The following is a 20,796-nucleotide window of genomic DNA, read 5'->3' as shown; positions in this document are numbered from 1 at the left end:
GTGTGCCGCTGGCTGGGCAGGGATTACAGCGAGTCGATGAAGCTGCGCAGCTTGTCCGAGCGGCTGGGGTGCTTGAGCTTGCGCAGCGCCTTGGCTTCTATCTGGCGGATGCGTTCGCGCGTCACGTCAAACTGCTTGCCCACTTCTTCCAGCGTGTGGTCGCTGGTCATCTCGATACCAAAGCGCATGCGCAGCACCTTGGCTTCGCGCGGGGTCAGGCCATCCAGGATGTCCTTGACCACGTCGCGCAGGCCAGCCTGCATGGCGGCTTCGATAGGGGCGGTGTTGGCGCCGTCTTCGATGAAGTCGCCCAGGTGGCTGTCGTCGTCGTCCCCGATCGGCGTTTCCATGGAGATCGGCTCTTTGGCGATCTTCATGATCTTGCGGATCTTGTCCTCGGGAATCTCCATCTTGGCCGCCAGGATGGACGCATCGGGCTCAAAACCAAACTCTTGCAAGTGCTGGCGGCTGATGCGGTTCATCTTGTTGATCGTCTCGATCATGTGCACCGGGATACGGATGGTGCGCGCCTGATCGGCAATCGAGCGGGTGATGGCCTGGCGAATCCACCAGGTGGCATACGTCGAGAACTTGTAGCCCCGGCGGTATTCGAACTTGTCCACCGCCTTCATCAGACCGATGTTGCCTTCCTGGATCAGATCGAGGAACTGCAGGCCACGGTTCGTGTACTTCTTGGCAATCGAGATCACGAGGCGCAGGTTGGCCTCGATCATTTCCTTCTTGGCATCGCGCGAGGTGGCTTCACCTTCGTTCATGCGCTTGTTGATGCCTTTCAGCTCTGCCAGTGGCACGACCACGCGCGACTGCAGGTCCATCAGCTTTTGCTGCAGGTCCTGGATGGGCGGGATGTTGCGCGCAATCACAGCCGACCAGGGCTTGCCAGCAGTGGCCTGCTTTTCGACCCACTGCAGGTTCAGCAGGTTGGGCGGGAAGTCCTTGATGAACGTCTCTTGGGGCATGCCGCACTTGTCCACGATGATGCGGCGCAGCTCGCGTTCCTTCTTGCGCACATCGTCCACCTGGCCGCGCACCATGTCGCACAGCTTCTCGATGGTCTTGGCGGTGAAGCGGATGGTCATCAGCTCGGCCGACAGGGCCTGCTGGGCCTTTACATACGCAGGGGTGCCATAGCCTTCCTTGTCGTACACCTTGTGGACCTTCTCGAACAGCTCGCGCAGCTTGTCGAAGCGCTCCAGCGCCTGCTTCTTGAGCTCTTCGAGCTTCTTGGTCAGCGCCTTGGAGCCGCCCTTGCCGTCGTCGTCATCGGCTTCGTCGAATTCGTCGAAGTCTTCTTCGGCCACATAGTCGTCGGCCTCGTTGGGGTTGGAGAAGCCGTCCACGATGGTCGAGATCACGACCTTGCCTTCGCGGATGTCTTCGCCCATGTTCAGGATCTCGGCGATGGTGGCGGGCGATGCGCTGATCGCCTCCATCATGGCCATCAAGCCGCCTTCGATGCGCTTGGCGATTTCGATTTCGCCTTCACGGGTCAGCAGCTCCACGGTGCCCATTTCGCGCATGTACATGCGAACCGGGTCTGTGGTGCGGCCGAACTCCGAGTCCACCGTGGACAGCGCGGCTTCGGCGGCTTCTTCCGCCTCTTCTTCGGTGGCGCCTGCGGGGGCGTTGTCCGTGATGATCAGCGCCTCAGCGTCAGGCGTCTGCTCGTACACCGCCACACCCAGGTCGTTCAGCGTAGTGATGACGGCTTCGAGGGTTTCGGCATCAACCAGCTTGTCGGGCAAGTGGTCGTTGATTTCAACGTGGGTGAGGTAGCCGCGCGTCTTGCCCAGCTTGATCAGGGCCTTCAGGCGCGCACGGCGCTTGGCCATGTCCTCTTCGGACAGGACGGTTTCGTCCAGGCCGAATTCCTTCATCAAGGCGCGTTCCTTAGCCTTGCTGATCTTCATGCGCAGCGGCTTGACCTTCTCAACCGTGGCTGCGGTTTCGGTGGTTTCTTCGACTTCACCTTCCAGGTCGGCCTCGATGTCGGACAGGTCGGTGTCGTCACCGCCTTCGTCGCCAGCGGCCGCAGCCTTGGGCTTGCGTCCGCGCTTGGCGGGGGCCTTGGCTTCAGCGGCACCAGCGGCCTTAGCAGGGCGGCCTGGGCGCTTCTTCGGGGTTTCTTCGTCGTCGGATGCTGCAGCCTTGGCGCGGGCAGGCTTTTTCTTCAGCAATTCATCGGCAGCTTTGGTCAGCTCGGCAGAACTTTTCACAGGCACAGTTTTCACTTTCTTGGCAACCGGGGCGGGCGCGGCGGCAGCTTTTTGAGAAGCAGCCTTGGCCGGGGCTTTGGCAGCGGTTTTGGTGGCAGCCTTTGCGGCGGTACCTGGAGCAGACTTGAGTGGCTTCGCGGACTTTTGAGCGGGCATGGAACAACCTCAGGATCAAAAACGGACACAAAGAAAACGCAAGCGCCTCAGGTCCCGGCGCGGGTGGCAACGCAAAGCTACGAGGGCTTTACGCTTTGAGGGGAGGCCCTCAGGGGCAAGATGTCTGGGCGATCATTTGGTGTGCAGTCCTTGCGATGGTTGGACGGTTGTGCGCGTTTGTCACGGTGGTCCGGCTCGGAGGTGCTGCTGTCGCTCTTGCCAATAACTAACCCTACATTATACCTTTGGCGCTGATTTCAAGCCGCCTTTGCAGCCACGCCGAGTAAAACCCTGCGCTTTTGTTCCAAACCGCGGTAACGCTCCAGGGCCGTCGGGTCATCAGCCGCTTGGAGCATCAATAGCTTTTGCTGTGCCTCGATGTCCTCAATCTGCATGCGGTTGAGCAGGTCGCGCAGTTCCAGTCGCAGCTCCTGCATTGCGCCTTCGGTCTGGGCGTGCGAGCCCGTCATCACCTTGACGGCCAGCGCTTCGCATTCGTGCTCGCGCAGGCTTTCGCGCAGCACAGCCCAGGCCAAGGGGCCATGTTCATGAAACTGCGCTTCCAGCCAGCTGAACAGCGGGCCGTGGGGGGCGGGCTGCGCGCACAGGGTGGTGTGGTCGTCGTGGGTCAGCTCCTCCAGAAACGCCATGTGCGACAGCAGCAGGCGCGCAGCATGGTCCGCTCGGCTGGCTGTGGGGGTGCGTGGCAGGCGGGGCTGGGGTGGCCAGGGGGAGTCCTTGTCCTTTTTCTTCCAGTTGCTCTTCCAGTCGCCACCCTTGCGGAATGCGGGCCTGTTGTTGCCGTAGCCGCTGCCATTGCTATAGCTGCCTGGATATCCTCCGGCCGCTTCCCCTTGGGGCGGCCACGCTCCGGCATCGGGCGGGGCGTCCCAGGACGGCGGTTCGTGATCGTAGGCCGCCGGGGCCTGCCGGGCTGGCGCACTGCCTGCGCCAGGGTAGCCAGAGTAGCCAGAGTGGGAGGACCGGGGTGCCTCGCGCGACGTGGCCTGGCCCCACAGGTCGGCCAGGTCCTGGGCCTTGAGCTGGGTCAGGTCCGCCAGATCGCTGAGCACCTGGCGCTTGAGCACGCCATCGGGCAGTGCCGTCCACAGCGGGCGGGCGTTGCTGGCCATGTGGGCGCGGCCCTCGGCGGTGGCCAGATCGCAGCCATCACTTGCTGATTCAACCAGGAAGCGGCTGAGCGGCACGGCCTCGCTCACGTGCCGGGCAAAAGCGTCCGTGCCGTTGGCGCGGATGAAGCTGTCGGGGTCATGCTCTGCAGGCAAGAAGAGAAATTTGATGCTGCGCGTGTCCGTGGCGTGGGGCAGGGCGCCGTCGAGTGCCTTGCGCGCAGCGCGCCGACCTGCCGCGTCGCCATCGAAGCTGAACACCACCGATTCCGTAAAGCGCAGAAGCTTTTGCACATGCTCAGGTGTGCAGGCCGTGCCCAGCGTGGCCACCGCATTCGGAAAGCCCAGCTGCGCCAGCGCTACCACGTCCATGTAGCCTTCGGTCACCAGCGCGTAGCCGTGCTCGCGGATGGCGGTGCGCGCCTCGAAAAGGCCATACAGTTCGCGCCCCTTGTGAAACACCGGGGTTTCGGGTGAGTTGAGGTACTTGGGCTTGTCATCGCCCAACACCCGCCCGCCAAAGCCGATGCATTCGCCCTTGACGTTGCGGATGGGGAACATCACCCGGTCGCGAAACCGGTCATAGCGCTTGCCGCCATCTTCGTCGTTGACGATGACCAACCCGCTCTCTTCCAGCAGCGGGTCGTCGTATTGCGGGAACACGCTGGCCAGGCTGCGCCAGCCCTCCGGTGCATAGCCCAGGCCATAGCGCTTGGCCACGGTGCCCGAGACGCCGCGGCCTTTGAAGTAGCCGATAGCGCGTTGTGATTCGCGCAGGTGGCGTCGGTAGGCGTCGGCGGCTTTTTCGAGCACATCGGTCAGCGTGGCCTGCTTCTGGCGGGCGGCGGCGGCGCGCTCTTTTTCCTGTGGGGAGATGTCGTCGTCCGGTACCTGCAGGCCCACCTGCTGGGCGAGATCCTGTACCGCCTCGACAAACCCCATACCCGCATGTTCCATGAGGAAACTGATGGCATTGCCGTTCTTTCCACACCCAAAGCAGTGGTAGAACTGCTTGGCGGGGCTGACGCTGAACGAGGGGGATTTTTCGCCGTGGAAGGGGCACAGCCCCATGAAATTGGCGCCACCTTTCTTCAATGGCACGTAGCGGCCCACGATGTCGACCACATCGACGCGGGCAAGCAACTCCTGAATGAAAGACTGTGGGATCGTCACACCCCGTATTGTCCGCGTAAACTATTTGTTACCAGATATTGCAGAAGCGGGGCTTTCGGCATGGCAGTCACGTTGCGGCACCAGGCGGTGGGTGGGGCAGGCACCCCGGCGCAGCACATGCTGCGGCGCCGGGATGTGGCTGCGCTGCTGCCGCTGGTGGCAACAGGCCTGTGGCCCACGCCCGCACAGGCGGCGCCGGTGCTGCGTGTGCTGTCCTGGCCCGGGTATGCCGATCCCGATATCGTGGCGGTTTTCGAGAAGCGCCATGGCGCCAAGGTGGAGATCACCACCGTCGCCTCTGACGATGTGCTGCGTGCCAAGCTGGCCAACCCTCAGGGAGCCGGTTTTGATCTGGTGGCCGCCAATACGGCCGAAATTGCGCGGCTGGTGGCCCGCCGGCTGCTCGCACCGTTGCCCGTGCACAACATCCCCAACACAGAGCGGCAGCTGCCGCGCTTTCGGCAACTGCATGCCATCGCTGGCATTGCGCAGGGTTCGGACGTGTATGCGATGCCCTACACCTATTCAGAGATGGGGCTGATCTACGACCGCCAGCAGATCACTACCCCGCCTGCCTCCATTGCCGTGCTGTGGGACCCCCGCTGGCGCGGGCGCGTGCTGGCATTTGACGGCAGCAGCCACGGTTTTTCGCTGGCTGCGATGTACCGGGGGATGGCGCCGTTCCATATCCCCGCCGCGCAGTTTGGCCCGCTGGCGCGGGATCTGGTGGCCCTGCGTCGCAACGTGCGCTCGTTTTACAGCCTTCCCGAAGAGTCGCTGGAGCTGTTTCGCAAACACCGCATTGCGGTCATGCATGCCAACTATGGCCAGCAGCAGCTCAAGCAGTTGCGGGATGCGGGGCTGGATGTGGGCTACGTGGTACCGCGCGAAGGGGCGCTGGCCTGGCTGGACTGCTGGGCCATCACCCGCCGGTCCACCCAGGTGGCGCTGGCCACCGAGTGGATCAACTACATGCTCGACCCCTCCGTCAGCCGCGAACTGACCCGGCGCCAGGGCCTGGCCAACACGCTCGAAGAGCCGCCCGCGCTGTCGGGCGATGCCCCCGCAGGCGCCATTGTGTGGCTGGAGCCCGTGGAGGACGAGGCGCGCCGCGCGCAGCTGTGGCAGCGCATCCTGTCGGGCGACCGACCGAACCGGTTCTGAGCCATGAAAACCCGCATGAAATGGGGCATTGCGCTGCGGCTGGGGGTGCTGCTCGCGTCCTTCAGTGTGTTTGCGGCCATTCTTGCGGGTTACTACACCTTTGATTCCAGCCGCGCGCGCCTGCAGGGGCGGGCCGAACAGGCGTTGCTGGCCACCACGCAGGTGCTGGCGCGCCACATGCAAGCCGGCTTTGGCACCGTGGCGCGCGACACGGCTTTTCTGGCCAGTGTGGCGGCCATAGAGCAGGACAAGAACGTGCTGGCTGATGTGTTCCGTGCCAGCTTGATCACCCACCCGAGCTACCTGCAGATCCGCTTCATCGGTGTGCAGGACTTTGGCCTGGAGCTCGTACGCATCGACCGGACTGGCGACGCCTGGGTCCGCGCCAGCGAGGACGAACTGCAGGAGAAGGCCCACTTCCCCTTTGTGTTCGAAACCCTGGCGTTGGCGCCGGGCGAGGTCTATGTATCGGAGTTCGGCATCAACCACGAAGGCGCAGCCGATGCCGAGCCGCTGCCCGTGTTCAGCATGGCTTCGCCCGTGGTGCGGGGTGGCCAGGTGCGTGGCGTGGTGGTGGTGCGTGTGGCGGCGCAGCATTTCCTGCGTAGCTTCAACACAGCGCTGCCCGCGCCTTATGGCTTCTTCCTCAGCAACCGCTGGGGCGATTTTCTGGTGCACCCGGACGCCAGCCAGACCTTCGGGTTCGACCGGGGCCAGCGCATCCTGATCCAGGACAGCTTTGCGCCCGTGGCCGCACTGGTCGGGGGCCACCAGGAAGAGGTGGTGCTCAGCCTGCCGGGCACTGACGACGAAGAGGCCCGCGTCTTCTCGTTCGTGCGCATGCCCTTCGGGCGCGAGGAGGAAAAGCGGTTTATGGTGGTGGGGCTCTCGCAACCACTGGCGGCGGTCCAGGGCGAGGTGGTGAACCTGGGCAACAGCATCCTCAAGATCCTGCTGGTGCTGAGTGCCGTGGGGGTGGTGCTGGCGGCGCTGGTTTCACGCGTGGTCACCCAGCCCCTCAAAGCCATGGTGCGCGCCACGCAGGCACTGCCGCAGGGACGTCCCCACGGCGTGCTGCCGGTGGATCGCGAGGACGAGGTGGGTGAGCTGGCGCGCAGCTTTCAAGACATGGAGCAGCAGATCCTGCGCCAGATGAACGAACTCAACGCCAGCCGCGATGCCATGGCCCACCTGGCACACCACGACGCACTCACCGGCCTGCCCAACCGCCGCATGTTCGAGCAGCGCCTGGCGCAGGCGCTGGAGCTATCGCGCCGCAGCGGGCGTGACTGCGCGCTGCTGTTTGTGGACCTGGATGACTTCAAGGCCATCAATGACGGGCGGGGGCACGCCGTGGGCGACCTGGTGCTGCAGGCCGTGGCCCGCACCATCGTAGGCGCCGTGCGCCAGGCCGACACCGTGGCCCGGCTTGCGGGCGACGAATTCACCGTGCTGTGCGAGAACGTGGATTCCGAAGATGCTGCCCTGCAGATCGCTGCCAAGCTGGAGCAGGCCTTCGAGTCTCCGCTCGACATCGAAGGCCAGCCCTTCCCGGTGCGAGCCAGCATCGGCGTGAGTCTGTTCCCGCGCGACGCGCAGGACGCGCACACGCTGATGGCCAGCGCCGACGCGGCGATGTACCGTATCAAGCAGAGTCGCCGCCGAAGGGTTTGAGTCAGCCTGGGGCGGTAGGCTGCGTTCTGTTTACCTCTCAGCACCGACCCATGAACTCCATCTTTGACCAGCACCTGCCCCGCACCGAAGCCAACTTCGCTGCCCTGTCCCCCCTGTCGTTCATCGAACGCACTGCCGAGGTCTACCCCGACCGTCTGGCCATCGTGCACGGCACGCTGCGCCAGACCTGGGCACAGACCTACGCGCGCTGCCGCCAGCTGGCCAGCGCGCTGACCAAGGCCGGCATTGGCAAGAACGACACCGTGGCCGTGATGCTGCCCAACACCCCACCCATGGTGGAGGCGCACTTTGGCGTGCCCATGGCCGGCGCCGTGCTCAACACCCTCAACACCCGGCTCGACCCGGAGGCCATCGCCTTCATGCTCGACCACGGCGAGGCCAAGGCCGTCATCGTGGACCCGGAGTTCACCGGCACCATGGCCAAGGCACTGGCCCTGCGCACGGGCACTACCCCCATCCGCGTGATCGAGGTGCAGGACGCGCTTTATGGCCCCGCCGTTCAAAGCCTGGGCGGCACCGACTACGAAGCCTTTGTGGCCAGCGGCGATGCGGCCTTTGCCTGGAGCCTGCCTGCCGACGAGTGGGATGCGATTGCGCTGAACTACACCAGCGGCACCACCGGCAACCCCAAGGGCGTGGTCTACCACCACCGGGGCGCCGCCACCAACGCCATCAGCAACGTGCTGGAGTGGGACATGCCCAAACATGCGGTGTACCTGTGGACGCTGCCCATGTTCCACTGCAACGGCTGGTGCTTTCCGTGGACCATTGCGGCGCGCGCGGGCGTCAACGTGTGCCTGCGCCGGGTGGACGCGCAGGCCATCTTCGACGCCATTCGCACGCACGGCGTCACGCACTACTGCGGCGCGCCCATCGTGCACGGCCTGCTGGCCAACGCGCCCGACGGGATGAAGGTGGGCATTCCCGCAGGCGTCAAGGCCATGGTGGCGGGTGCTGCGCCACCGGCCTCGATGATCGAGGGCATGGAAAAAATGGGGTTCGACCTGACCCATGTGTACGGCCTGACCGAGGTGTATGGCCCCGCCACCGTGTGTGCCAAGCACGAGGCCTGGGATGCCCTGGACATTGGCGAGCGCGCCCGTCTCAACGCCCGCCAGGGCGTGCGCTACCACCTGGAGCGCGACGTGCGCGTGCTCGACCCCGAGACCATGCTGCCCGTGCCACAGGACGGCGAAACCATGGGCGAGATCATGTTCAAGGGCAACATCGCCATGAAGGGCTACCTCAAGAACCCCAAGGCCACCGACGAGGCCTTTGCAGGCGGCTGGTTCCACAGCGGCGACCTGGCCGTGCAGTACCCCGACGGCTACATCAAGATCAAGGACCGCAGCAAGGACATCATCATCTCGGGCGGCGAGAACATCTCGTCCATCGAGGTCGAAGACGTGCTCTACCGCCACCCCGACGTGCTGGCCGCCGCCGTGGTGGCCAAGCCCGACCCCAAGTGGGGCGAGACGCCCTGTGCGTTTGTGGAGCTGAAGGCCGGTGCGCAGACCACGCCCGAAGACATCGTGGCGCACTGCAAGAAGCACCTGGCGGGCTTCAAGGTGCCGCGTGCCGTGGTGTTTGGCGAGCTGCCCAAGACCAGCACGGGCAAGATCCAGAAGTTTGAGCTGCGCAAGCAGGCCGGGTCGGCGGCCGCCATCAACGTCTGATCACCCGGCTCAGCCAAAACCGCACGCCAGCGTCTGCCGACCGCCCTCCAGGTTGTATTCGGACTTCCAGTAGTGCCGGTCTTCGATGGCGGTGAACTCCACGCCAGGCCCGGTCGGGTAGGCCGTCGCGAAAGGGCGGCGCAGGATCACGAGCAACTCGCACCGGGGCGGCCAGTCCGCCACCTCGTCGATAACGTTGCCCTGCGCCAGTTCGGCCTCCAGGATCACGCGCAGCGGGGTGGCCAGCGCGGCGAGAACCTGCTGGCGGCTCATGCGCAGGGCTGGCTGGCGGCAAGGGGCCTCGCCGACCGCTGGGTCGCCGCATCGTCCAGCAGCCGCTGCAGCGCCTGCACCTGCCACTGGTGCTCCGGCTCAAACGCCGAGAGGTCTTGCACCGCATACCCGCCATAGGCATACACCGTGGCATAGGCCGCGTAGCTGGCGGCCTCCAGCGCCCGGCCCGCCAGCGCGTTGGCCACGGCGTAGGTGGCCGACACGGCGGCATGGGCCGACCCGTCCAGCGACTGCGAGCCCCGGTGGTGCGAGGCCACCGCTTTCAGCCGCTCTGCTGCGTTGGCCAAAGTGGCCGCATCCACTGTGCCCGCCGTGAACGCGGCCAGCACGTCGAGGCCGGCGATGGCCTCCGGATCTTCCAGCAGATGGCGCACGCGCTGCACACAGGCCAGGCCAAAGGCCAGGCGCAGCGGGGTGTGGGCGTCGCTGGCCAGCCCGCAGTCGGCTGCCAGTTGGGTGAGAGCGGCGTTCATGGTGTGCATCCTTTCCAGCGGCTGATCTATTTACAGAGTTTTGCTATCAATTAAATAGCTGTTTACGTAATCAGGATAAGCGCCAGGGCCTGTTTTTATAAAGATCCTGGCGCTGCGCAGCCGGCGCAGGAAATTGTGGCGGCCCGTGGGCCGCGCGTCCAGCCGGGCAGAGGAGGTGGCGGCTTAGCTCGCTATGCTGCAAGGCCCTCCAGCCAGACCCGTGGCGACATGCCCACCTTCTGTGCAAACACGCGCGACAGCGCCGAGGGGTTGGCGTAACCCAGCTCGTTGGCAATCGACTTCAACGACCGTCCGCCGCGCAGATGGGCCTGCGCCAGCGTCAGCCGCCAGTGCGCCAGGTAGTCGGCGGGGGTGTCGCCCACCACGGCCTTGAAGCGGGCCGCAAACGCACTGCGCGACATGCCTGCCTGCTGCGCCATCTGCGCCAGGCTCCATGGCTGGCCCGGCGCATCGTGCAAGGCGGTGAGGGCGCGGGCCAGGGCAGGGTCGGCGAGACCCGTGAGCAGGCCGGGCGGCATGCGCGCCTGCTCGGGGTGGTCCAGCAGCCAGCGCAGCAACTGCAGCAGCACCACTTCAAACAGCCGGTCGGCCAGCACGCGGTGACCGCAGCGCAGGCGGTCGGTTTCGGCAAACAGCAGGTCCAGCGACAGCTGCAGCCCGTCCACCTTGCCCAGGGGCAGCAGCACCAGCGGGGGCAGAGCGCGGGCCAGCGGGTGGCTGGCACCACCGTCAAAGTCCAGCGCCGCGCAGGTGAAGTCCGAGCCCTCGGTGGGCGCATTGTGAAAAAAATGCTCTAGCGGTCGGGCGTAGAAGAGCAGGCTGGGCTCGGCTACCTCCAGCCGCTCCGGTGGCCCCGCCTGGGGCTGGTGCGTCACCACCATCTCGCCACGGCGCAGCACATGCAGAAACCCGCGCCCGGGCGCCGCCGCAAAGTGGGTCACGCCGCACAGCGGGCCGCTGTGGAACAGGTGGGCGCGCACCCGAAAGCGCTCCAGCAGCGACGACAGCCGGTCAAACGGAGCGGGTGCCTGCGTTGGCAGAGGCGTGGTGCAGGTGTCGCGGGCATTCATGGTGATTTTGGATGATTTGGTATGAATGGTGGATTTTATGTGCCCAATGGTACGCGCTGACGCTGGACACTGCAGGGGTGCTGAGAACAGGCACCCGGTGCTTAACCCCTTAACCAAGCACCGGCCCTTTAAACCAAACCGTCTTTCATGACCTTCAAGGAAATCCACGCCATGTCCGCTAACTACTCCTCCGTTGCCCGCGTCCCCCTCGTTGACCGCACCGCCGCCACCGGCCCCGTGCGCACCGTGCTCGACCAGATCCACGGCGCTTTCGGTGCCACCCCCAACATGTTCCGCGCGGTGGCCAACTCTCCCGCCGCGCTGCAAAGCATGTGGGCCGCCTTTGGCGCGCTGGGCGGCGGCGTGATCGGTGCCGCACTGGGCGAGCAGATCGCCGTGGCCGTGGCCAACCGCAATGCCTGCGACTACTGCCTGGCCGCCCACACCGCACTGGGCCGCAAGGCCGGCGTGAGCGGCGACGATTTGGCCGCCGCGCAGTCGGGCGAATCCGCCGACCCGCGCACCGCCGCCGTGCTGCGCTTTGTGCTGCAACTGGTCAACGAACGCGGCCAGGTCGATGCGGCCGATGTGCAGGCCCTGCGCGACCAGGGCGTGAACGACGAGCAGATCGTCGAGATCGTGGCGCATGTGGCGCTCAACCTGTTCACCAACTACGTGAACGTGGCGCTGGCCGTGCCGGTGGACTTCCCCGGCGTCAAGCTGCGCCCCGCACGCTGAACAAAGGAGCGGCGCGTGTCTTGCCTACGGGCCGGATTGCGCACCGCCCCTGGCACGGCACTCCCAATGCCGGACTCCATGTGTGCGCTTTTTGCACGCGTGACCTGCCGCAAAGTCGTTTGTCGGGGCGGCGGGCCTGCCGCACCATGGCCGTTCCCTTGCCACCCTACCCCAAGGAAGCTACCGCCATGACCCCCACCCGCGACGAGCATGCCATCGACACCCTGCCACGCCTGGAGGCCTTGCTGGGCCCACTCAGCGACGCCTCCGTCCACAAAGAGCTCCCGTATGTGCACCCCGCCTACCGCGCCATGATCGCGGCGTCGCCCTTTGCCGTGCTGGCCACCACCGGCCCTGGCGGGCTGGACGCCTCGCCGCGTGGTGACCCGGCGGGCTTTGTGCAGCTGCAGGACGATAAGACCCTGCTCCTGCCCGAGCGCCGCGGCAACAACCGCGCCGACAGCCTGCGCAACATCGTGGCAGACCCGCGCGTGGCGCTGCTGTTTCTCATCCCCGGCGTGGGCGAAACCGTGCGCGTCAACGGCCACGCGCGCATCAGCGTGGCGCCCGACCTGATGGAGCGGTTCGTGGTCAACGGCCAGCCGCCCAAATGCGTGATCGTCGTTGATGTGCAAGCCGTGTACTTCCAGTGCGCCCGCGCCATCCAGCGCTCGCGCCTGTGGAGCGCTGTACCGCCTGGCACCCCGCGCACGGTGCCGACCCCTGGTGCCATCCTCGCGTCCATCACGCAGGGCCGGTTTGACGGCGCCACCTACGACCGCGAACTGCCCGCGCGCCAGCAAGCCACGTTGTATTGATGGAGAAAGTGCGTGCGGGCCAAGGTGCTCCTGTGCCCGTGTGCGCCTGCGAACCAACCTGCACAATGGACCCGGCTGGCTCGGCAGCCCCTTAAAACGAATTGCGTGTCTGCGATCTACCGAAGCCGTTCAGGCTGAGCTCGTCGAAGCCTTGTGCAGCGCTCCGACAAGCTCAGCGTGAGCGGATTGTTGAACGCAGCCGATAGCAGTGGAGGTGCAATGGATTCCGTGCTGTTGATCGTAGCCCTGGGCGCCGTGGCCGCCGGGTTTGTGCAGGGCCTGTCGGGCTTCGGCTTTGGCATGGTGGCCATGTCGTTCTGGGCCTGGACGCTGGAACCCCGCCTGGCCGCGCTGCTGGCGGTGTGCGGCGCGCTCACCGGCCAGCTGGTGGCGGCGGCCACGGTGCGCCGGGGGTTTGACCGGGTGCGCCTGCTGCCCTTTGTGCTGGGTGGCCTGGTGGGCATCCCCATTGGCGTGGCCGTATTGCCCCGGCTGGACATGGACGCGTTCAAGGTCATCCTGGGCACGCTGCTGGTGCTGTGGTGCCCGGCCATGCTGATGGCCAAGCAGTTGCCCCGCATCACGCGCGGCGGGCGCGTGGCCGACGCGCTGGTGGGTATGGCAGGCGGCGTGATGGGCGGCCTGGGCGGCTTCACCGGCGTGCTGCCCACCCTTTGGTGCACCTTGCGCGGTCTGGACAAGGACGTGCAGCGCGCCATCATCCAGAACTTCAACCTGGCCATGCTGCTGGTGACCTTCATCACCTACCTGGCCACCGGCCTGGTCACCCGCGAGGCACTGCCCCTGCTGGCCATCGCCGTGCCCGCGATGCTGGTGCCATCACTCTTGGGCGCACGGCTGTATCTGGGCATCAGCGAGGCGCGGTTTCGGCAGATTGTGCTGGGGATGCTGACGCTGTCCGGGGTAGCGATGTTGGCGGCGAGCGTGCCCAAGCTGTTGGCAAGGTGGGGGTGATTGTGAGATTGCTCACCTATTGATAGCTGCTAGCGCTTGATGGATAAGCGCTGGAGGCATTTTTTGTTAGATACAGCGGGCAGGCAGTGCCCCCGGCAGCCACTCTCAATGCGTGGGTGTAGATCATGGTGGTGGACACATCACTATGGCCCAGCAACACGCGGTCTTTGATGTCCTTGACGGCTTCACAGATGGCAGCGGCATCAGTCGCCTCGTTCTTGCCGCACTTGACGGAGAGACGGCAGGGGACGACGAACTTGGGTGCCATCAGGCGCACGCTGTGGCCGAACCTCTGGAATTCGCGCGCCCAGTGGTGGGCGCCAGAGCACGCTTCCATGCCAATGCGACATGGCGGCAGCGCGGCGATGAGTTCGAGCAGCTTGGCACGCGGCACGCTGGGACGCAAAAGTCCAGGTTGGCCTGGGGCATCAACGCCATGTACGGCAAAGACATTCTTTGCTAGATCGATTCCGATGGTGACAATGTCAGTCATGGACGTCCCCTTCCAAAAAACGAGTGAGTTGATGAGAGATCGAACGTCCCATCGTGGCACCTGGATGCCTTATCCCGCAACTGCGCGGTTCACTCGGGATGGGGAAGTCCCATTCATTCGTCAGGCTTTTTGAAGCATGCTTGAACCAATCGTCAATTTCTTCGACAAGCTAGTTGATCAATTCACTTGGAGACGTCTTGTTCTCTTGGCTGTACTTCTTGCAATTGCTGCGTCTTCTATTTGGGGCTATGAGCAGTACACCCAAAAATTCAAGCTAGCACGCATCGAGAAGCAGATTTTTTTATTGGAGAAAATTTCGTCTCTGGCTAACAACGAAGCTATTCGAGGAAACTCAACACTCAAGGCCTTGCAAAGCAGAATTGAAATTCAACTTAAAGAAACCACAGAGGTCGAAACAGCAGAGTATGAAATTGAGCCATGGGCAAAAAAATCTCTGGCTGCTGCTGCTGCTTGGATTATTTTTGGTATTTGCATTGCATTCATACCGAATTCCTACGCATCAACCCAGCCAGCCACCACATCCGTTATCAGTGGTGTGTTGGTTTTTGCATCTCCCTTCATCGCAGCAGCGGCTTGGCTGCCTACAAATCCATGGCTGAATTACGCCATTTATCCCATAGGGCACATATTTGCATTGGTGTTCGCAGTGCTGTTTTTTGGCTTATGGATCGGCCGCAAATCTCGTCCGAAGGCAGCGCAGTGAGAATGTTGCGGCCTAACTTAGCGCCCAAGCGGACTGGCCTACGGCCATCCGCTTAGCTTGTTCGTTAAGCAGAACAAGGCCCACCCACCGCCGAGGAACGCCAGTATTGCCGTCCGAACTCATGAACTTCACTGGGAGTGCAAATTGTCAAACTTCTACATGCCGCTTCAGCTGGCCCCTACAGCGCTCTCCCAGCCCATCCTTCCCAACTGGTCGTTCAATCTCTTTCAGGTCAATCTGGGGGCAACTTCAAACGCCAAGGTAGAGCAAGCTGCGCTGGAGAAGGTTGGTAGTTACGGCAAGCAAATCGGCAGGCTCGCAGAGGCACTGGAAGTTGTGATCCACCAACTCCATCTTCTCGACAGCGCGGACCTTTCGCGTGAAGACAAGGATGCACTGCAAGTATTCCTTGGCGACGTTGCAGCGGTTCGCAAGATCAAGTCAGGCCTTCAGTCCTGAACGGCCTGTTCCGGCACAGCTTGTCGAAGCCTTGCGCGTCGCTTCGACAAGCTTGTGGGGCTCGCAGCGTGAAGGGTTTCAAGTCCGGCTGCAGATGGAGGCGTTGATGCCGAGGCATCAACACCTCCATCTCAATCCCCCATCACTACCCCTTCACGCCGTGGGTCGGCCCCGCCCATCCACAGCTTCTTCCCATGCGCCTGCCCGCGCGTGATGGCCTGCAACCCGCTCGTCATATTCATCTCACGCACCTCGGCGCCGCGGGCGCGCAAGGTATCCACCGTGGCGGGGGGGAAGCGCTTTTCTTCCAGCAGCGTCGGTCCGTTCATGGAGCCGAAGTTGGGCAGGTTGATGGCTTGTTGGGGCATCAGGCCCCAGTTGAGCACGCCGTAGAGCGTCTTGGCGGTGTAGTGGACGATGGCCGCGCCGCCGGGGCTGCCGCCGCTCATCAGCAGCTCGCCGGTGGCCTTGTCGAACACGAGGGTGGGGGCCATGGACGAGCGGGGGCGTTTGCCGGGCTGCACGCGGTTGGCAATGGGCTGGCCCTGGGCGTCGGTGGGGGCAAAGCTGAAGTCGGTGAGTTCGTTGTTCAGCAAGAAGCCTTTGACCATCTGCCGCGCGCCGAACTGGTCTTCGATGGTGGTGGTCATGGCCACGGCGTTGCCGAAGGCGTCGACGATGCTGATGTGGCTGGTGCCGTATTCGGGCTGGTCGGGCATGGGGGCGTAGCTTGTCTTCACGGCGGCCGGGTTGCCGGGCTGGGCGACCTTCATGCTTTGCGTGCCGATGAGCTTGGCGCGTTCGGCCAGGTAGGCGGGGGCGATCAGGCTGGTCCAGCTGCCGCCGGGGGGCTGCACAAAGTCAGGGTCGGCCACGTACAGCGCACGGTCGGCAAAGGCCAGGCGGGCGGCCTCGGTGTACAGGTGCAGCCAGTCGGCGGATGGGATGCCGTCTTGCAGGGGCTTGGCGGCAGCGTCGGTGTTTTTCAGGATGCCCAGGATCTGCCCGATGGCAATGGCACCCGAGCTGGGCGGCGGGAAGCCGCAGATGCGGAAGTCTTTGGCCTGCACCTGGTAGTCGTGGCAGAGCGCTTCGCGCTTTTTGGGCTCGTAGCCGGCCAGGTCGGCCATGCTGAGTTTGCCGGGGTTGGTGGGGTGTTTTTGCACCTTGTCCACAATGGCCTGGGCGATTTCGCCTTCGTGCATGGCCTTGCTGCCTTCGGTAGCAATCTTGTGCAGCACGGCGGCGAGCTCGGGGTTGCGCAGGTTCACACCCACATCGCGTGCGTCGCCGTCGGCCTTGTAGAAATAGGAGGCAGCCACCGGGTCCTTCTTGAGGTGCGGGTCGGCCTTGACCAGGGTGTTGAGCCGTGCGCTGATTTTGAAGCCGCCTTCGGCCAGGGTGATGGCGGGTTGGAACAGCGTGGCCCAGGGCAGCTTGCCGTGCTGCTTGTGCGCCATCTCCAGCATGCGCACGGTGCCGGGCACGCCGACCGAGCGGCCGCCCACCACGCCGTCGTAGAACTGCACGGGTTTGCCGTCGGCGCCGAGAAAGAGTTTTTCGTCCGCAGCGGCGGGGGCAGTCTCGCGGCCGTCGTAGGCCTCCACGGTTTTGCCGGTGCTGTGCAGCAGGAAGGCGCCGCCGCCGATGCCGCTCGATTGCGGCTCCACCAGGGTCAGCACCATCTGCACGGCAATGGCTGCGTCGATGGCAGAACCCCCGGCCTTGAGGATCTGGTAGCCCGCATCCGTGGCCAGCGGGTTGGCGGCGGCCACGGCAAATTTCTCGGTGGCCCAGCCGGGCTTTTCGGTGTAGCCCGACGAGCCTTCGGGCTGGGCGGGCACGGTGTAGGCGAACTGTGCCGGGGCGCTTGCGCAGCCTGCCAGCAGCACGGCCGAGGCCAGCAGGCTCAGGCTGAAGGTGATGGCGCGGGGGGAGGGCAGGGGGTGCGTGGTGGTTTTGGGCATGGACAACTCCTGGGTGGCGAGAAGCGAAGGGGCGAAGAAGTGGCCATGGTACGCGGACCGGCCGGAGCGACGCCGGGGCGTTACATCGCGCTACAGGCTCCGAAAATTTGGGTGTTTTTAGCCTCTAGCGCTTATCCATAAAGCGCTAATAGCTATAAATATAATAGCATTCAAGCAGCCGTCATGCTGGCTTGGGCCCGGGCCGCCCGTCTTCCACCACAAAGCGGGCGAGCGTGGTGGCGGCACTGTCCGCGCGCAGCGGGTCGTCCAGCGCGCGCAGGGTGCTGGTCCAGCGTGTGGGCGTGATGTCTGCCAGCCCATAGCCGCGCTGGTCGCAGCGGGCCAGCAGCACATGCGGGTTGTGCCGGGCGATGGCGTCCACCTTATCTTGTGTGGTGCCCGAGCGCGAGCTGATGGACGTGCCGCAGAACTCGCTGGCCACCACGGGCGACTCCGGGCGATCGGGATTGGCGTGCACTCTGCACACATAGTTCTGGTGGATGTCGCCGCCCAGCAGCACGGTGTTGCGCGGGGCGTGCTGGGCCACAGCCTGCAGCAGGCGCGCGCGGGCGGCGGGGTAGCCGTCCCAGCTGTCGGTGGCGGTGACGCCCGAGGGGTAGTGGCGCGGCGAAAACAGGGTTTGCTGTGCCAGCACGCTCCAGTGGGTGGCGTCTTTGGTGTGTGCGTCGGCGGCCAGGCCGGTGTCCAGCCACTGCTCTTGCGTTGCGCCCAGCAGCGTGCGGGCGGGGCTGGCCAGGTCGGCGCAGTCTGCCGCGCGCACAGCGCCCGCGCTGGTGGACTGGGGCGTGCGGCAGGCCTGCCAAGTGCGGTACTGGCGGCTGTCCAGCAGGTGGATGTGGGCCAGGCGCCCCCAGCGAAGGCGGCGGTAGACCTGCAGGGCATCCCAGCGGGTGCCGGAGGCGAGGCCGTTCAGGCTGGCGGCGCGCAGCGGCATGTTTTCGTAAAAGGCTTGCCATGCGGCGCCTCGCAGCGTCAGAAAGCTGCCATCGCCGCCCTTACCGGTACCACTGGCGTAGTCGTTCTGCACCTCGTGGTCGTCCCAGGTCACGGCCCAGGGGCAGGCAGCGTGGGCGGCTTGCAGGGCGGGGTCGCTTTTGTGCAGTGCGTAGCGGTCCCGAAAGTCCGCCAGCGTGGTGGCGTGGCGCAGGTTGTGGGTGCGCGTCAGGTCGGTGGTGTTTTTCGGCGTCGTGTATTCGTAGATGTAGTCGCCCAGAAACAGCACCAGGTCGGGCTGGTCGGCCACCAGATGGTGCCAGGCGGCGTAGTGCCCGTGTTCCCAGCGCTGGCAGGAGGCAAAGCCGATGCGCAGCGTGGCGGGCAGGTCACCGGGGGCCGGGGCCGTGCGCGTGCGGCCGGTGGTGCTGATGGCATCGCCCAGCATGAAGCGGTAGTGGTACCAGCGGCCTGGTGCCAGGCCCTGCAGCTCCACATGCACGCTGTGGCCGAGCGCAGGCAGGGCGGTGGCTTCGCCTTTTTGCACGATCTGTGCAAAACGCACATCGTGCGCCACCTCCCACCGCACGGTGTGGGCCGCTTGCATCAGCGCCGGGTCTGCTAGCGCCAGCCGTGTCCACAGCACCACGCCGTCAGGCGCAGGGTCTCCACTGGCCACGCCCAGCGCGAAGGGGTTGCTCTGTAGTGCTGGTGCGTTGCTCCATGCCCAGCGGGGCAGTTGGGTGGCAGCGGCGGCCAGGATGGCCTTCCGCAAAAATGCGCGTCTCTGCTCTGGATTCATTGCGGGGCGCTGGATAGGTGCGCTGCGCTTAGAACCGGCGCGGCCCAGGCCAGCGGCCACCGCGCAAGGGCCGCCAAGCTGCGGATGCGGCGCTTCGCTTGCGTGCGCTGGTGGCGTCCCCCTCCCGAAGGAGAGGGGGAAGGCGCCGACGGCGACTCAGGGGGTGCTTCACCCTATGCCGCCATGACCCGGTTCTTGCCTGATCGCTTGGCCAGGTACATCGCCTGGTCGGCGCGGCGGATGGCGTCGGGGCTGCCTTCGCTGTCGTGCAGCTGGGCCACACCAGCGCTGAACGTGATGAGCACCTTCTCGCTGCCCTGCAGGAAGAAGCGTGTGGTCAGCTCGCGCTGCAGCCGCGTCATCGCGGCCACGCCGCTTTCTACCGAAGTGTCGGGCAGCACCAGCACGAACTCTTCGCCGCCATAACGCGCCAGCAGGTCCTGTGGCCGCATGACTTCGCGTGTGACTTGGGCCAGGTGCACCAGGGCCGCGTCCCCGCCCGAGTGGCCCAGGCGGTCGTTGATGGTCTTGAAATTGTCCACGTCCAGCAGCGCCAGGCACAGCGGCGAGCCCAGGCGGCGCGCGCGGGCGATTTCGCGCTCCATGGCTTCGTCCAGGCCCTTGCGGTTGAGCGAGCCGGTGAGCGGGTCGTGCCGGGCCTGGGCGCTGGCGCGGTCCAGCTCTTCCTGCAGCTTGGCGACTTCAGCGCGCTTGGCTTCGGTGCGCTCGCGCAGGTCGTGGAGCTCGTCGTGGGCCACACGGCTGTCCAGCGCCATCGAGCGGGTGGCGGTCATCACCTCTTGCAGCACGGGGGCGATTTCCTCAAGGGTGTTGGCCTTGCCGATCAGGTCGGCGCAGCGTGCCATGGTGCCCTGGTAGGTGGTGCTGGACGCCGTGATCTTGGCCAGCCGTTCGATGAAGGTGGCCAGCATGTCCTTCATCTGCTCCTGCGCTTCCACGGTGCGCGCCTTGGCCTCGGTCTGCTTGAAGATCACGTCCTTGAGCCGGCGCTGCACATCGTCCAGGCGGCGCAAAGTGAGCGGCGGCGTGGATGCTGCCATCAGCGCCTCGGCCTGGCCGTGCAGCCAGCGGTCTTCCACGCTGAGCACGGCGATGTTCTCGAACACCATGTGCAGCAGCTCCAGCAGGCTGGAGCGGATGGCGGCCTGGTCTTCGGTGGCAAACGACAGCCGGTAGGTGAAGTTGCCCAGCATGAGCTGGACGGTGGAGATGGGCGGCGCGGGCTCTTTCAGAAAGGCGATGAGCTTTTGCGCCATCTCGATCACGCGGGCATCGTCTTCGCCCAGCGCGGGCAGCGTGTTGTCGATCAGGCGGGCGAGCATCTGCGCAAACTCGTCCGGCAGGACGCCGGGGTTGCCGGGGGCGGTGGTGCTTGCAGCGGTCTCTACCGGGGCTGCAGCCGCCGCCGGGCTCAGCCCCAGGTTGGCGTAACCCACCAGCACACTTTGTAGCGAAGTCCAGTCTTTGTTGTTGACGGCGCGCTCAAATTGCCCCAAGAGCCGCTTCTGGGCCGGTGTCTGCCCTGGCAACACCCGCAGGATGTGGTGCAGTTGGCCGTCCGGGAACGGCTGGGGGCTGCGGGTTCCTGCGATCTCGTCGTACAGCGCCAGGTAGTTGTCGGGCGTTGGGGGCAGGCGGCGGGTGGCTAGCTGCTTGAGCGTCTCGCGCGCAATTTCGGAAGGTGGTCGGTCGGCCATGTGCGGACACCAGTGTCAGAGGAGAGCAGGAGGTGCGAGTGTGACACAGCGGCCGCTTT

General features: G+C 65.1%; 16 protein-coding genes and 1 pseudogene. 8 read left to right on the top strand and 9 right to left on the bottom strand.

All coding sequences use genetic code 11. The features are described from left to right. Positions 1-23: 23 nt before the first annotated feature. Positions 24-2,393, bottom strand: a complete 2,370-nt coding sequence (gene rpoD, locus KW832_RS24495; protein ID WP_055398678.1) for an RNA polymerase sigma factor RpoD — start codon at positions 2,391-2,393, stop codon at positions 24-26. A gap of 257 nt (positions 2,394-2,650) precedes the next feature. After that, entirely contained in the window at positions 2,651-4,696 is a 2,046-nt protein-coding gene (gene dnaG, locus KW832_RS24490; RefSeq protein WP_218301808.1) for a DNA primase, read from the bottom strand. A 60-nt stretch (positions 4,697-4,756) separates the two neighbouring features. Here dnaG and KW832_RS24485 point away from each other — a divergent pair, with 60 nt between their 5' ends. Genes KW832_RS24485 through KW832_RS24475 form a run of 3 tightly spaced genes read left to right on the top strand, consistent with a single transcriptional unit; the run spans position 4,757 to position 9,231 of the window. Next, positions 4,757-5,860, top strand: a complete 1,104-nt coding sequence (locus KW832_RS24485) for a PotD/PotF family extracellular solute-binding protein (protein WP_218301807.1) — start codon at positions 4,757-4,759, stop codon at positions 5,858-5,860. A gap of 3 nt (positions 5,861-5,863) precedes the next feature. Next, positions 5,864-7,534 (top strand): diguanylate cyclase domain-containing protein, encoded by a 1,671-nt coding sequence (locus KW832_RS24480; protein ID WP_255577942.1) that lies wholly within the window; start codon positions 5,864-5,866, stop codon positions 7,532-7,534. A 50-nt stretch (positions 7,535-7,584) separates the two neighbouring features. Next, entirely contained in the window at positions 7,585-9,231 is a 1,647-nt protein-coding gene (locus tag KW832_RS24475; protein WP_218301806.1) for an acyl-CoA synthetase, read from the top strand. Between the two features lie 9 nt (positions 9,232-9,240). On the opposite strand, the gene KW832_RS24470 is transcribed toward KW832_RS24475, so the two are convergent. The 3 genes from KW832_RS24470 to KW832_RS24460 form a co-directional block, all read right to left on the bottom strand. Beyond that, positions 9,241-9,504: a hypothetical protein gene (locus KW832_RS24470; RefSeq protein WP_218301805.1), complete on the bottom strand. Its 264-nt coding sequence runs from the start codon at positions 9,502-9,504 to the stop codon at positions 9,241-9,243. Then, positions 9,501-9,998 carry a hypothetical protein gene (locus KW832_RS24465; RefSeq protein ID WP_176886469.1) on the bottom strand — a complete coding sequence of 166 codons (498 nt, stop codon included), beginning with the start codon at positions 9,996-9,998 and terminating at the stop codon, positions 9,501-9,503. Before KW832_RS24465 ends, KW832_RS24470 begins: the two co-directional genes overlap by 4 nt. A 191-nt stretch (positions 9,999-10,189) precedes the next feature. Continuing rightward, entirely contained in the window at positions 10,190-11,089 is a 900-nt protein-coding gene (locus tag KW832_RS24460; RefSeq protein WP_218301804.1) for an AraC family transcriptional regulator, read from the bottom strand. Positions 11,090-11,260: 171 nt separating this feature from the next. On the opposite strand from KW832_RS24460, the gene KW832_RS24455 reads away from it, so the two are divergent. The 3 genes from KW832_RS24455 to KW832_RS24445 all read left to right on the top strand — a co-directional run bounded on the left by KW832_RS24455 (position 11,261) and on the right by KW832_RS24445 (position 13,620). Then, positions 11,261-11,827, top strand: a complete 567-nt coding sequence (locus KW832_RS24455; RefSeq protein WP_218301803.1) for a carboxymuconolactone decarboxylase family protein — start codon at positions 11,261-11,263, stop codon at positions 11,825-11,827. Positions 11,828-12,015: 188 nt separating this feature from the next. Beyond that, positions 12,016-12,645 (top strand): pyridoxamine 5'-phosphate oxidase family protein, encoded by a 630-nt coding sequence (locus KW832_RS24450; protein ID WP_218301802.1) that lies wholly within the window; start codon positions 12,016-12,018, stop codon positions 12,643-12,645. 219 nt (positions 12,646-12,864) lie between these two features. Continuing rightward, positions 12,865-13,620 carry a sulfite exporter TauE/SafE family protein gene (locus KW832_RS24445; protein WP_218301801.1) on the top strand — a complete coding sequence of 252 codons (756 nt, stop codon included), beginning with the start codon at positions 12,865-12,867 and terminating at the stop codon, positions 13,618-13,620. A gap of 178 nt (positions 13,621-13,798) precedes the next feature. Here the strand turns inward: KW832_RS24445 and KW832_RS24440 are convergent. Beyond that, positions 13,799-14,113, bottom strand: a pseudogene (locus KW832_RS24440) (IS110 family transposase); the annotation flags it as partial. 136 nt (positions 14,114-14,249) lie between these two features. On the opposite strand from KW832_RS24440, the gene KW832_RS24435 reads away from it, so the two are divergent. Both KW832_RS24435 and KW832_RS24430 read left to right on the top strand, forming a co-directional pair. Beyond that, positions 14,250-14,837 (top strand): hypothetical protein, encoded by a 588-nt coding sequence (locus KW832_RS24435; RefSeq protein WP_218301800.1) that lies wholly within the window; start codon positions 14,250-14,252, stop codon positions 14,835-14,837. Positions 14,838-14,981: 144 nt separating this feature from the next. Beyond that, the gene (locus KW832_RS24430) at positions 14,982-15,296 is read left to right on the top strand and encodes a hypothetical protein (protein WP_218301799.1); all 315 of its coding nucleotides are present in this window, start codon (positions 14,982-14,984) and stop codon (positions 15,294-15,296) included. 131 nt (positions 15,297-15,427) lie between these two features. Here KW832_RS24430 and KW832_RS24425 read toward each other — a convergent pair whose 3' ends face one another. From KW832_RS24425 to KW832_RS24415, 3 genes are all read right to left on the bottom strand, one after another. Beyond that, entirely contained in the window at positions 15,428-17,263 is a 1,836-nt protein-coding gene (locus tag KW832_RS24425; protein WP_218301798.1) for a gamma-glutamyltransferase family protein, read from the bottom strand. Positions 17,264-17,444: 181 nt separating this feature from the next. Further along, positions 17,445-19,019, bottom strand: a complete 1,575-nt coding sequence (locus KW832_RS24420; protein WP_218301797.1) for an alkaline phosphatase — start codon at positions 19,017-19,019, stop codon at positions 17,445-17,447. 173 nt (positions 19,020-19,192) lie between these two features. Further along, positions 19,193-20,737, bottom strand: a complete 1,545-nt coding sequence (locus KW832_RS24415) for a GGDEF domain-containing protein (RefSeq protein ID WP_121420607.1) — start codon at positions 20,735-20,737, stop codon at positions 19,193-19,195. Positions 20,738-20,796 lie beyond the last annotated feature (59 nt).

The organism is Acidovorax sp. sif0632 (genome assembly GCF_019218805.1).
GTDB lineage: Bacteria > Pseudomonadota > Gammaproteobacteria > Burkholderiales > Burkholderiaceae_C > Acidovorax > Acidovorax facilis.
This window is presented reverse-complemented; position numbering and strand designations above follow the sequence as displayed.

Coding starts and splice junctions, on each gene's coding strand:
- rpoD (WP_055398678.1), bottom strand. CDS start 2,393: ATGCCCGCTCAAAAGTCCGCGAAGCCACTCAAGTCTGCTCCAGGTACC.
- KW832_RS24485 (WP_218301807.1), top strand. CDS start 4,757: ATGGCAGTCACGTTGCGGCACCAGGCGGTGGGTGGGGCAGGCACCCCG.
- KW832_RS24480 (WP_255577942.1), top strand. CDS start 5,864: ATGAAAACCCGCATGAAATGGGGCATTGCGCTGCGGCTGGGGGTGCTG.
- KW832_RS24475 (WP_218301806.1), top strand. CDS start 7,585: ATGAACTCCATCTTTGACCAGCACCTGCCCCGCACCGAAGCCAACTTC.
- KW832_RS24470 (WP_218301805.1), bottom strand. CDS start 9,504: ATGAGCCGCCAGCAGGTTCTCGCCGCGCTGGCCACCCCGCTGCGCGTG.
- KW832_RS24465 (WP_176886469.1), bottom strand. CDS start 9,998: ATGAACGCCGCTCTCACCCAACTGGCAGCCGACTGCGGGCTGGCCAGC.
- KW832_RS24460 (WP_218301804.1), bottom strand. CDS start 11,089: ATGAATGCCCGCGACACCTGCACCACGCCTCTGCCAACGCAGGCACCC.
- KW832_RS24455 (WP_218301803.1), top strand. CDS start 11,261: ATGTCCGCTAACTACTCCTCCGTTGCCCGCGTCCCCCTCGTTGACCGC.
- KW832_RS24450 (WP_218301802.1), top strand. CDS start 12,016: ATGACCCCCACCCGCGACGAGCATGCCATCGACACCCTGCCACGCCTG.
- KW832_RS24445 (WP_218301801.1), top strand. CDS start 12,865: ATGGATTCCGTGCTGTTGATCGTAGCCCTGGGCGCCGTGGCCGCCGGG.
- KW832_RS24435 (WP_218301800.1), top strand. CDS start 14,250: ATGCTTGAACCAATCGTCAATTTCTTCGACAAGCTAGTTGATCAATTC.
- KW832_RS24425 (WP_218301798.1), bottom strand. CDS start 17,263: ATGCCCAAAACCACCACGCACCCCCTGCCCTCCCCCCGCGCCATCACC.
- KW832_RS24420 (WP_218301797.1), bottom strand. CDS start 19,019: ATGAATCCAGAGCAGAGACGCGCATTTTTGCGGAAGGCCATCCTGGCC.
- KW832_RS24415 (WP_121420607.1), bottom strand. CDS start 20,737: ATGGCCGACCGACCACCTTCCGAAATTGCGCGCGAGACGCTCAAGCAG.